Here is an 11933-nt window from a genome sequence, read left to right as displayed (position 1 = left end):
CAGCGCGTCTATTCCGTCCGGCTGAAAATTTCAGCACCGCGGCGCGCGCGGGGGAGGGCGCCCTGGCCGCGCCGCGGATTGCCCCTGCCGGCGGCGCGCGAAGTGCTGTATTGTGGAGGCACTTTTTTGGCTGGGGACGGGGATGCGGCACGCCATGCTTGCTTATATCGTGCGGCGCCTGTGGCAGATGCTGCCCACCATGCTGGGTGTGATCCTGCTGGTGTTTATATTGTTTAACTGGGTCGGCGGCGATCCGGCCTATATTCTGGCCGGCAAGATGGCCAACGCCGAGGCCATCGCCAACATCCGCCACCAGCTCGGCGTCGACCAGTCCTACCCGGCCCAGTTGTGGATCTTCGTCCGGCAGATCGTCAGCTTCGATTTCGGCCTGAGCTGGGCCACCGGCGAGCCGGTGGCGCACATCATCGCCACGCGGCTGGGGCCGTCGCTGACGGTGCTCGTTCCGCTGACCCTGCTCGAAACGCTGATCGGCGTCGCGCTGGCGCTGGCGGTCGCCTTCGCGCGCGGCTCGGCGGCCGACCGCGCGGTGATGATCGCCTGCACCGTCGGCATGTCGGTCAGCATCCTGGTGTACATCATCGTGCTGCAGTACGGGCTGGCGTACAAGCTCGGCCTGTTCCCGGTGCAGGGCTGGGGGCGCGGCCTGGGCGAGAACCTGCTGCGCTACGCGGCGCTGCCGATCCTGATCGGGCTGGCGGTGTCGATCGCGCCGACCTTGCGGCTGTACCGCAGCTTCGTGCTCGACGAGGCCGGCCAGGATTATGTGCGCACGGCGCGCGCCAAAGGGCTGGGCGAGCGGCGCGTGATGTGGGTGCACGTGCTGCGCAACGCCGCCATTCCGATCGTCACGCACGTGATGGCTAGCCTGCCGGCGCTGCTGATCGGCGCCTTCCTGCTGGAGCGCTTCTTCGGCATTCCCGGCATCGGGCGCGAGGTGATCCTGGCCGTCGAGCGCAGCGATTTTCCCGTCATCAAGGCCATCACCGTGTACGTGGCGGTGGCGACCATGGTGTTCAATCTGCTGACCGATCTGATGTACCAGGCGCTCGACCCCAGGGTGAAGCTCGCATGATGGCGCCGGCCGGACTGTGGACGCTGGCCTGGCGCCGCCTGCGCGCCGACCGCGTGGCGATGCTGTCGCTGGCGGTGGTGGCGGCCTTCCTGCTGATGCTGGCGCTGTCGGCCGCCGGCCTGGTGGCCGCCGACTGGGAGGACGAGGTCGGCGTCAGCTACGCGCCGCCCGGTTTCTCCAGTGCTGCGGCGCCGGCCGCAGGTCCGGCAGCGGCGCCGCCGGCGGCGCTGCCGGACAATCCGTTCGATCCGCTGGCCGACGACCTCCGCGCGTTGCGGGCCGCCGCCGCGCCGGCGCCGGCCATCGCCGTCCGCCGCGCGACCTTGCCGTTCGGCGCCGACAAATGGGGGCACGACATCATCAAGAAGACCATCAAGGGCGGCGAGACGTCGATCGTGGTCGGCTTGGCGGCGGCGTCGCTGGCGGTCGGCATCGGCACCTTGTTCGGCGCGCTGGCGGGCTACCGGGGCGGCGTGGTGGACGACCTCTTCAACTGGTTCTACAGCGTCTTCACGGCGATCCCGTCGGTGCTGATGATATTGGCGGTGGCGGCCGTGCTGCAGCAGCGCGGCGTGGTCACTATCGTGCTGATCCTCGGCCTGACCGGCTGGACCGGTCCGTTCCGCCTGATCCGCGCCGAGTACATCAAGCACAAGGGGCGTGAATACGTGCTGGCCGCCGACGCCATCGGCGCCTCGCACTGGCGCAGGATGTTCTCGCACATCTTTCCCAATGTCAGCCACGTGGCGCTGGTGCAGCTGTCGATCCTGGTGGTCGGCTTCATCAAGGCCGAGGTCATCCTCAGCTTCCTGGGCTTCGGCGTGCCGGTCGGCGTGGTGTCGTGGGGCAGCATGCTGAACGAGGCGCAAAACGAGTTGATCCTGGGCCGCTGGTGGCAACTGACGGCCGCCGCCATCGCCATGGCGTTGCTGGTGACGGCGTTTTCGCTGCTGACCGACGCGCTGCGCGACGCCCTCGATCCCAAGGTGAAATGATGGCCGACGAGATACTTTTGGAAGTCAGCCGCTTGCGGATCGCCTTCCGGCTCGACCGCGATACTACCGTCGACGCCGTCAAGGACGTCTCGTTCGCCGTGCCGCGCCACGGCACCGTCGCGCTGGTGGGCGAGTCGGGCAGCGGCAAGTCGGTCAGCGCGCTGGCGGTGATGGGGCTGCTGGCGCCGGACACCACCGTCATCGCGCCGGCGAGCGGCATCCGCTTCGACGGCCGCGAGTTGCTGTCGCTGCCGGCGGCCGAGCGGCGCGCGCTGTGCGGCAAGGACATCGCGATGATCTTCCAGGAGCCGATGTCGTCGCTCAATCCGGTGTTCACGGTCGGCGCGCAGATCGGCGAGGTGCTGCGCCTGCACATGGGCATGGGCCGGGCGCAAGCGCGCCGCCGCACGCTGGCGCTGCTCGACGAGGTCGGCATTCCCGATCCGGCGGTCAAGATCGACGCCTATCCCAGCCAGTTGTCCGGCGGCCAGCAGCAGCGCGTGATGATCGCCATGGCGATCGCCTGCGAACCGAAGCTGCTGATCGCCGACGAGCCGACCACGGCGCTCGACGTGACGATCCAGAAGCAGATCATGGAGCTGATCGCCGCGCTGCAAAAACGCCGGGCCATGGCGATGCTGCTGATCACGCACGATTTGGCGCTGGTGGCGCAGGTCGCCGATCACGTGGTCGTCATGCGCCATGGCGAGGTGCGCGAGGCCGGCCCGGCGCGGCGGGTGCTGGCCGAACCGGCCGACCCGTACACCCGGGCGCTGCTGCATTGCCGGCCGCGGCTCGATAGCCGGCCGTGGCATCTGCCGGTGATCGCCGACTATATACAGGAGGGTGGGGCGGGGGAGCGGCGGCGCTTCGCCGGCGGCGACATCGCCGAGGGGCGCGGCGTGACGCCGTTGCATCCGCTCGAGCGCGAGCGCGGCTACCGGCCCGACGACCAGCCGCTGCTGGTGGTGAACAATCTGAGCAAGAGTTTTTATCTGCGCGACGGCTGGTTCGGCCAGCGCGAGTTCAAGGCGCTCGACCGGGTTTCGTTCACGCTGGCGCGCGGCAGGACCTTGGGCGTGGTGGGGGAGTCGGGCTCCGGCAAGACCACGCTCGGCCTGACCTTGCTGCGGCTGCACCAGGCCAGCGGCGGCAGCGCGCTGTTCGACGGGCGCGACCTGCTGGCGATGACGGCGCGCGAATTCCAGGCCTACAAACGGCGCATCCAGATCGTTTTCCAGAATCCGTACGCGTCGCTGAACCCGCGCTTCACGATCGGCCAGATCTTGCTCGAGCCGATGCGCATCCACCGCATCGGCGCCGACGACCGCGAGCGCACCGCCGCCGCCCTGGTGCTGCTGGACAAGGTCGGGCTGCCGGCGGCCGCGTTCGGGCGCTATCCGCACGAGTTCTCCGGCGGCCAGCGGCAACGGATCGCCATCGCCCGTTGCCTGACGATGAAGCCGGAAATTCTGGTGTGCGACGAGTCGGTGTCGGCGCTGGATGTGTCGGTGCAGGCCCAGGTGCTGAACCTGTTGCAGGATCTGCAAGACGAGCTGGGGCTGTCGTATCTATTCATCTCGCACGACCTGTCGGTGGTGAAATACATCGCCGACCAGGTGATGGTGATGCGGCACGGCGCGGTGGTGGAGATGGCCGACTCCGACGCGCTGTACCGCGACCCCCGGCACCCCTACACGCGGGCGTTGCTGGCGGCTGTCGGGGGCACGGTTAAGCGGGACGGTTAAGCGTTTTTTAAGTTAAGATAGTCGGATGCCGAATTTAATCCACCTGCTGCAAGAATATGGCGTTCTGATCGTGTTCGCGGTCGTGCTGATCGAACAAATCGGCATGCCGATTCCTGCTTATCCCATCCTGATCGTCGCCGGCGCGCTGTCGGTCGACGGCGACTTCAGCTGGCCCGCCGTGCTGGCGGCGGCCGTCTGCGCCTGTGTGATCAGCGATGGTTTCTGGTTCCGCATGGGACGCCACTACGGCAAGCGCATCCTCAAGCTGCTGTGCCGGATTTCGCTGTCTCCCGATTATTGCGTCAGCCAGACGGAGGACAGCTTCACCAAGTGGGGCCCGAAGATGCTGGTCGTGGCCAAGTTCATTCCCGGTTTTAACACCATCGCCTCGCCGCTGGCCGGCGCCATGGGCACGCGTTACCAGACTTTCCTCGGCTTCAGTTTGCTGGGCGGGGCGTTCTGGAGCGGCACCGGCATCGCCATCGGCGCGTTCTTCCACGCCAGCATCGATTCGGTGCTGACCACGTTGAGCGACCTGGGCTCGACCGCGCTGATGGTGTTGCTGGCGCTGCTGGCGCTGTTTGTGGCGTATAAGTATGTGGAGCGCAAGCGCTTCGAGCAGTCGGTGCAGATCGACCGGGTGACGGTGGACGACTTCAAGCGCCTGATGGAAGAGGGGCACGAGCCGGTGCTGGTGGACGCGCGCAGCGTGACGGCGCAAATGCTGGAGCCGGCGATTCCCGGCGCGTTGTCGTTCAATGGCGGCGAGCCGAGCACCGAGATCATCGCGCTCGACAAAAAGCGGCATATCTTCGTGTATTGCAGCTGCCCCAACGAGGTGACGGCGGCGCAGGTGGCCAAGGAGCTCAAGGCGCACGGGTTCACGCTGGCCCGGCCCCTGGATGGCGGCCTGGACGCGTGGAACGCGCGCTTCGGCGCGCGCGAGCCGGCCGCCAACGAGACGATCGACACGGCGCCGGCGGCGTAAGCGGACAAGGTGTCGGCTGCAACACGTGTAGGCGTCACCACGCCGATTTCGTGTCGCATAACCACGCGGACATCGCGTTGCATAACCACGTGGACATCGAATGACCACGGCGCCACGTAGGGCGGATTAGCGCAGCGTAATCCGCCAAGATCCGCCCAGAACGCCACCCCGACGGCGCGCAGCGCCGGGTAGTCATACTACGCAAAATAAATTCCAAAAAGAAATTCCACGTGGCAAACGATGCCTAACTGTACTAAAACTACAAACTTCGCTTGCCTGAATTACTGAAAATACCTTAAGCTTAGGCCTCAACTATTTTCGACCAACCATGACAGCCCAGTCCCTCCAAACGCCTTCCCCTTTGACCACCGACTACATCGGCGGCCCGCGTCTGCTAGCGGATATCGGCGGCACCAACGCGCGCTTCGCGCTGGAGACCGCCCCGGGCAAGATCGAGGCGATTGAAGTGCTGGCGTGCGCCGCCTATCCGACCATCGCCGACGCGCTGGTCGCCTACCTGGCCTCGCCGGCGGTGGCGGGCAAGGGCGTCACCGGCATCCGCAATGGCGCCATCGCCATCGCCAATCCGGTCACCAGCGACATGGTGCGCATGACCAACCACCACTGGCAGTTCTCGATCGAGGCGCTGCGGCGCGAGGTCAATTTCGACATCCTGGTCGTCGTCAACGATTTCACCGCGCTGGCCAGCTCGCTGCCGCAGCTGTCGGCCACGCAAAAACACCAGGTCGGCGGTGGCGCGGCCGTGCCCGGCACGCCGCTGGGCCTGATCGGCGCCGGCACCGGCCTCGGCGTTTCCGGCCTGATTCCCGGCAAGGACGGCTGGACCGCGCTGCTGAGCGAGGGCGGCCATGTCAGCTTCTCGCCGGTCAACGCCAAGGAAGTGGCGATCCTGCAATTCGCCTGGAAAGAATTCGAGCACGTGTCGGCCGAGCGCCTGATGTCCGGCGCCGGCATCGAACTGATCTACCGCGCGCTGGCCGACCAGCAGGGCGTCGCCGCCGAGCCGTTGAGCGCGGCCGACATCTCCACCCGCGCGCTGGCCGGCGAATGCCCGCTGTGCGACGACGTCATCGAGACCTTCTGCCGCATGCTCGGCACCATCGCCAGCAATATCGCCATCACCCTGGGCGCGCAGGGCGGTATCTATATAGGCGGCGGCATCGTGCCGCGCCTGGGCGAGCGTTTCGACCGCTCCGGCTTCCGCGCGCGCTTCGAGCAGAAGGGCCGCTTCAACAAATACCTGTGCCAGGTGCCGACCTGGGTCATCACCGCCGAATACCCCGCCTTCGTTGGCGTTTCCGCAATATTGTCGGAAAGACTTGCTGCTGCGTAAGGCAAGTTACACATCGATGTGGCCGAAACGCGCGTTTTGCGCTTTTATCAGGTACAATTCGGCTTGTAGGATGAAACGTCATTGATAGCTCTCGCATGTTTTCGCCCGAAAATCGCGTTGCGCAGTCGCGTTTCACGTAGAAAACGCCGGCCTCGGTCGTCGTCGGCATGCCTCTCTCTCCCGCCTGGCGCGTATCGCCCAGGCTTGGAAACAGCTTCAGCGAGTACTCCGGCAGGCGGCATTTTGAATGCGGCCAGTGCCTCACTGAATGTGATTGATTTCTTTCTTTGCATGACAATGCAACCACAAGATTGCTATGGATACAGCTGAGGCTAAAAGAGTCCTCGAAACCGCCTTGCTATGCGCCCATGAGCCTTTGTCGATCCACAGTCTGAAGAAGCTGTATGTCGATGTCGACGACCAGGGCAGGCCGCGCGGTCCCGGAGTCGGGTCCGATACGATCAAGGAATTGCTGGAAGAGTTGCGGCGCGATTGGGCGGACAAGGGCGTCGAAGTGGTCAGCCTGTCGACCGGCTGGCGCTTCCAGAGCCGCCCCGAGATGAAGCAGTATCTGGACCGGATGAATCCGGAAAAACCGCCCAAGTATTCGCGGGCGACGCTGGAAACGCTGGCGATCATCGCGTACCGGCAGCCGGTCACGCGGGGCGATATCGAAGAGATACGCGGCGTAGCCGTCAATTCACAGACGATCAAGATGCTGGAGGACCGGGGCTGGGTGGACGCCATCGGTTACCGCGACGTCGTGGGCCGCCCGGCGTTGCTGGGCACGACCAAGCAGTTTTTGGATGATTTGGGATTGAATTCGCTGTCCCAGCTGCCGCCGTTGCAGCAAATGAGCGAGATGCAGGGCGGCGGTCCGGATATGGAAGCGCTGGAGGCGGCCCTGCAGGAGAATTTTGACAAAGCCGCGCACAGCGAAAGCGTCGCGCTACAACGAGATGGTACGGATAGCGAGTTGCAAGTGGCCGACGTAGAAGCAGACGCCGCGACTAGCCCGGAAGCCGGCCAGCAAGCAATCAATCACGACCATGCGCCAGATTTAACGGTTGACGCTGAGCACAACCAAGAAACGAATAATGAACAAATCTAATACCCCTGAGACAGTCAACGACGCCACCGCCGAAGTGGTCGCCAAGCCTAAACGCCGCACCAAAGCCCAGATCGAAGCCGACGCGCTCGCTTCCGCAGCGACCGGTGCCGCCGAGGCCGCCCCCGCCGTCAAGGCCAAGCGCAAGCCGAAGGCCGAAGCCGCCGTCGAGACGGCCGCCGCCGCTCTCGTGGCCGCCGCTCCGGTGGCCGTCGACGGCGCCGATGCTCCGGCGCCGGTGAAAAAGCCGCGCGCCAAACCGGCTGCCAAGGCCGCCGTCGAGGCTGTTCCAACCGTTGAAACGGCGCCAGCGGCGCCGGCCAAGGCGCCGCGCGCCCGCAAACCGGCCGCACCGGCGGCGGCTCCGGCCGAACCAGCCGCGCCGGCGGTGGAAGCGGCGCAAGCCGCTCCCGCCGTCGCCAGCGAACCCGGCCAGGAAGCCGGCCAGCGCGAGCGTAGCGACCGTGGTCCGCGCGGTCCGCGTGGTCCGCGTCAGATGCGCGAGCAGCGCGCGCTGCGCGAGGCGACGATGCCGCGTCCTGAGCCGGTGGTCGCGGCCGAAGGCGAAGCGGCGCCAGCCGAAGAGGGTGGCGAGCCGAACGGCAAGCCGCGCAACGAGCGCGGTCCGGGCCAGCAGCGCAACGGCAAGCAGGCCGGCCGCGGCGGCAAGGGACCGAAGCCGCAGCGCGTCCATGGCGCCTTCGGCAACGCCGGCAAGGCCAACGATGCCGACGCCGCCTTCTCGTACGTCACCTCGGACGCGTTCGACAGCGAAGACTCGGGCAAGGGCCGCGCGCCGCAGAAGGCCGTGCGCCGCGACCTGACCTCGGACGACGACGCGCCGAAGCTGCACAAGGTGCTGGCCGAAGCCGGTCTCGGCTCGCGCCGCGACATGGAAGAATTGATCGTTGCCGGCCGCGTGTCGGTCAATGGCGAGCCGGCCCACATCGGCCAGCGCATCCTGCCGGCCGATGCCGTGCGCATCAACGGCAAGCTGCTGCAGCGCCGCGTCAGCAAGAAGCCGCCGCGCGTGCTGGTGTACCACAAGCCGGCCGGCGAGATCGTCAGCCATGACGATCCGGACGGCCGTCCATCGGTGTTCGACCGCCTGCCGACGATGAAGGCCGGCAAATGGCTGGCCATCGGCCGCCTCGACTTCAACACCGAAGGCTTGCTGCTGTTCACGACCTCGGGCGATCTGGCCAACCGGCTGATGCACCCGCGCTACAGCATCGACCGCGAATACGCGGTGCGCACCCTGGGCGTGCTGGAAGAGGGCATGCGCCAGAAACTGCTGGCCGGCGTCGAGCTCGAGGATGGCCTGGCGCAGTTCTCCAAGATCGCCGACGGCGGTGGCGAGGGCATCAACAAGTGGTACCGCGTGATCATCGGCGAAGGCCGCAACCGCGAGGTGCGCCGCATGTTCGAGGCGATCGGCCTGACCGTGTCGCGCCTGATCCGCACCCGCTACGGCGCGATGACCTTGCCAAGCAACCTGAAACGCGGCCGCTGGGAAGAGATGGAAGAAAACACCGTGCGCGACCTGCTGGCCGCGTATGGCGTCGATAAAAAAGGCGGCGACGGCGCCGCCGCCGCGCCGCGCGGCAAGGGCCCGCAGGCCGCCAAGGCCGCCGGCCCGAACAAAGGCCCGGAGAAGCGTCCGCAGCGCGCCCGCGCCGACTTCGATGACCGCGACGATGACGACGAGGACGATGGCGACGAGCCGAACTTCAACCGCGCCGACGTCAGCAACGACAACGCGATGCCGTTCGCCAAGCAGCAGCGCGGTCCGCGCTTCGGTAACCAGGGCCGTCCGGGCAATGGCGCCGGCGGCAACGGCCGTGGCGCGCAAGGTTCGGGTCGTCCCGGCGGCAACGGCCAGGGCCAGGGTAACGGCCAGGGCAACGGCCAAGGCCGTCCCGCTGGCGCCCAGGGTTCCGGTCGTCCGGGCGGCCGTCCGCAGGGTATCGGCGGTTACGCCGGTGGCCGTCCGCTGGGCGAAGGTCCGGCGCGCGGCGCCGGCGGCGGCCAAGGCCGTCCGCAAGGCCAGGGCCGTCCGCAGGGTCAAGGCGGCCAGGGTGGTGGTTTGGGTGGCGGCCAGTCGGCCAAGGGGCCGAACCGCGGTCCGCGCCAGCCCGATCCGTTGCAGACCACTTTCGGCTTCGGCAACGCCGGCGCGCCGCGCCGCAACCAGCCGCCGCGCGGTGGCGCCATCGATCACGGCATGCCGCGTCGCCGTAAGGGTTAAGGGCAAACCTCAACCCGCACGGCGATGACACGCCGGGGTCGGACCCCTCGGGGTCCGACCCCTCTGTCGAAGTGAGGGTTCAAGCCGCTTGTTTTCTGGTCCATCGACCTTATTTGTGTTATGCGCCGATTGCAGCGAAGTTCAGATAAGGTTATAATAACCAGCCTAGTAAAAGTTCTTCGCGGGTAGCTCCCCAGGAATCCTTTCATCTGGCTAGGTATTACAAGAAGATGGGCAGATGCCCATTTTTTTTTTGTTGAAGCGTTTTGTATGGCCTGTTTTTTTTAAAAATGGAAACAGGCCTTGATTTGGAGAATTTCTTGCAGCTGCCGGAACTAATTGAAAAGACCGTCATGGGTCTGGGCTATGAGCTGGTTGATGTCGAACGGGCCGAGCGCGGACTGCTGCGCGTGTTTATCGATTTCAGCGCCGCCGACGCCGAGGAAAAAGGCCCGATCACCGTGGAGGATTGCGCCACGGTCAGCCACCAGCTGTCGCACGTGCTGACGGTCGAGAACGTCAATTACGAACGCCTCGAAATCTCGTCGCCGGGTCTGGATCGTCCGGTGCGCAAGCTGGAAGACTTCGTGCGTTTTGCCGGTTGCGAAGCAATCGTCAAACTGCGCACCGCAATGCCGGGTACGAACAACCGGAAATCGTTCCAGGGCGTTTTGCAAGAACCCCAGGGCGATAATTTGTCGTTGGAATTTGATAGCAATGATGGTCCGGCGCTGTTGGAGTTTACGCTCGCCGACGTGGATAAGGCACGCTTGGTGCCGCAGGTGGATTTTAAGGGACGCAAAGCATGAGTCGCGAAGTTTTGTTATTGGTGGACGCGCTGGCGCGTGAAAAAAACGTCGATAAAGATGTCGTTTTCGGCGCGCTGGAATTCGCGTTGGCGCAAGCCACGAAGAAACGCTATGAGGGTGAAGTGGACATCCGCGTTTCGATCGACCGCGAGTCGGGTGAGTTCGAATCCTTCCGCCGCTGGCACGTCGTGCCGGATGAAGCGGGCCTGCAACTGCCGGACCAGGAAATCCTGCACTTCGAAGCCAAGGAACAAATCCCTGACATCGAAGTGGACGACCACATCGAAGAACCGATCGAGTCCGTCGAATTCGGCCGCCGCTTCGCCCAGGACACCAAACAGGTGGTCCTGCAGCGCGTGCGCGACGCCGAGCGCGAACAGATCCTGGTCGACTTCCTCGAGCGCGGCGACTCGCTCGTGACCGGCACCATCAAGCGCATGGAACGCGGCGACGCGATCGTCGAGTCGGGCAAGATCGAAGCCCGCCTGCCACGCGACCAGATGATCCCGAAAGAGAATCTGCGCATCGGCGACCGCGTGCGCGCCTTCATCCTGCGCATCGACCGCAATATGCGCGGCCCGCAGGTGATCCTGTCGCGCACGGCGCCGGACTTCATCATGAAGCTGTTCGAGCTGGAAGTGCCGGAAATCGAGCAAGGCATGCTGGAAATTAAATCGGCCGCCCGCGACGCCGGCGTGCGCGCCAAGATCGCCGTCTACACGGCCGACAAGCGCATCGACCCGATCGGCACCTGCGTCGGCATGCGCGGTTCGCGCGTGCAGGCCGTCACCGGCGAGCTGGGTGGCGAGCGCGTCGACATCGTGCTGTGGTCGGAAGATCCGGCCCAGTTCGTCATCGGCGCGCTGGCCCCGGCCAACGTGTCGTCGATCATGGTCGATGAAGAAAAGCACGCGATGGACGTGGTCGTCGACGAAGAGAACCTGGCGATCGCGATCGGCCGTTCCGGCCAGAACGTGCGCCTCGCTTCCGACCTGACCGGCTGGAAGATCAACATCATGACGGCCGAGGAATCGGCCGACAAGGCAGCCCAGGAAACCGCGGCGGTGCGTGCACTGTTCATGGAAAAACTGGACGTCGACCAGGAAGTCGCCGACATCCTGGTGGAAGAGGGCTTTGCCAGCCTGGAAGAAATCGCTTACGTGCCGATCTCCGAAATGCTGGAAATCGAATCGTTTGACGAAGATACCGTCAACGAACTGCGCACCCGCGCCCGTGACGCCCTGGTTACCGAAGCGATCGCTTCGGAAGAAGGCCTGGAAGGCATGGACGAGGCGCTGGTCGGTCTGGAAGGCATGGACCGCATCACCGCCGGCAAGCTGGGCCTGGCTGGTATCAAGACTGTCGATGCATTCGCTGCACTGGCCTACGACGAGTTTGGCGCCATTTTGGCCCTGCCCGCCGACCGTGCGCGCGCACTGATTACAAGTGAATTTGAAGATGTGACCGACGATGAGATGAAGTTGGTTGACTCGAAGTACGACGATCGTGCCAAAGGCTTGCAAGCCAAGGCATGGAGTCTTGCCGAATCTGCAAAGGCATAATTTGAGTATCTTTATCATCTCCGCGACA

Annotated in this window: 9 protein-coding genes; all 9 read left to right on the top strand. The window is 65.3% G+C overall.

Going from position 1 to position 11933, the window contains the following annotated elements:
- The first annotated feature begins 154 nt into the window (after positions 1–154).
- The 9 genes from JOD97_RS28890 (at position 155) to nusA (ending at position 11905) form a co-directional block, all read left to right on the top strand.
- Entirely contained in the window at positions 155–1093 is a 939-nt protein-coding gene (locus tag JOD97_RS28890; protein ID WP_209726167.1) for an ABC transporter permease, read from the top strand.
- Complete coding sequence (locus JOD97_RS28885; protein ID WP_209726165.1) at positions 1090–2088, top strand: ABC transporter permease; 999 nt, start codon at positions 1090–1092, stop codon at positions 2086–2088. The genes JOD97_RS28890 and JOD97_RS28885 overlap by 4 nt, the downstream gene beginning before the upstream one ends.
- Positions 2088–3836, top strand: coding sequence for an ABC transporter ATP-binding protein (locus JOD97_RS28880; RefSeq protein WP_373999960.1), 1749 nt, complete (start codon positions 2088–2090; stop codon positions 3834–3836). The genes JOD97_RS28885 and JOD97_RS28880 overlap by 1 nt, the downstream gene beginning before the upstream one ends.
- 25 nt (positions 3837–3861) lie before the next feature.
- Positions 3862–4824, top strand: a complete 963-nt coding sequence (locus JOD97_RS28875; protein WP_209726161.1) for a VTT domain-containing protein — start codon at positions 3862–3864, stop codon at positions 4822–4824.
- 328 nt (positions 4825–5152) lie between these two features.
- Positions 5153–6178 carry a glucokinase gene (locus JOD97_RS28870; RefSeq protein WP_209726159.1) on the top strand — a complete coding sequence of 342 codons (1026 nt, stop codon included), beginning with the start codon at positions 5153–5155 and terminating at the stop codon, positions 6176–6178.
- Between the two features lie 316 nt (positions 6179–6494).
- Entirely contained in the window at positions 6495–7289 is a 795-nt protein-coding gene (scpB, locus tag JOD97_RS28865) for an SMC-Scp complex subunit ScpB (RefSeq protein ID WP_209726157.1), read from the top strand.
- A complete protein-coding gene (locus JOD97_RS28860) occupies positions 7276–9534 on the top strand; it encodes a pseudouridine synthase (RefSeq protein WP_209726155.1) in 2259 nt (752 codons plus the stop codon). The genes scpB and JOD97_RS28860 overlap by 14 nt, the downstream gene beginning before the upstream one ends.
- Positions 9535–9854: 320 nt before the next feature.
- The gene (gene rimP / locus JOD97_RS28855; RefSeq protein WP_209726153.1) at positions 9855–10343 is read left to right on the top strand and encodes a ribosome maturation factor RimP; all 489 of its coding nucleotides are present in this window, start codon (positions 9855–9857) and stop codon (positions 10341–10343) included.
- Positions 10340–11905, top strand: coding sequence for a transcription termination factor NusA (gene nusA / locus JOD97_RS28850; RefSeq protein ID WP_209726151.1), 1566 nt, complete (start codon positions 10340–10342; stop codon positions 11903–11905). Before rimP ends, nusA begins: the two co-directional genes overlap by 4 nt.
- The last annotated feature ends 28 nt before the right edge of the window (positions 11906–11933 follow it).

The organism is Duganella sp. 1411, assembly GCF_017833525.1.
GTDB lineage: Bacteria > Pseudomonadota > Gammaproteobacteria > Burkholderiales > Burkholderiaceae_D > Rugamonas.
The sequence above is the reverse complement of the archived record's forward strand: the minus strand, read 5'-3'. Positions and strand labels throughout refer to the sequence as shown.

Coding starts and splice junctions, on each gene's coding strand:
- JOD97_RS28880 (WP_373999960.1), top strand. CDS start 2,088: ATGGCCGACGAGATACTTTTGGAAGTCAGCCGCTTGCGGATCGCCTTC.
- JOD97_RS28885 (WP_209726165.1), top strand. CDS start 1,090: ATGATGGCGCCGGCCGGACTGTGGACGCTGGCCTGGCGCCGCCTGCGC.
- JOD97_RS28890 (WP_209726167.1), top strand. CDS start 155: ATGCTTGCTTATATCGTGCGGCGCCTGTGGCAGATGCTGCCCACCATG.
- JOD97_RS28875 (WP_209726161.1), top strand. CDS start 3,862: ATGCCGAATTTAATCCACCTGCTGCAAGAATATGGCGTTCTGATCGTG.
- JOD97_RS28870 (WP_209726159.1), top strand. CDS start 5,153: ATGACAGCCCAGTCCCTCCAAACGCCTTCCCCTTTGACCACCGACTAC.
- JOD97_RS28860 (WP_209726155.1), top strand. CDS start 7,276: ATGAACAAATCTAATACCCCTGAGACAGTCAACGACGCCACCGCCGAA.
- scpB (WP_209726157.1), top strand. CDS start 6,495: ATGGATACAGCTGAGGCTAAAAGAGTCCTCGAAACCGCCTTGCTATGC.
- nusA (WP_209726151.1), top strand. CDS start 10,340: ATGAGTCGCGAAGTTTTGTTATTGGTGGACGCGCTGGCGCGTGAAAAA.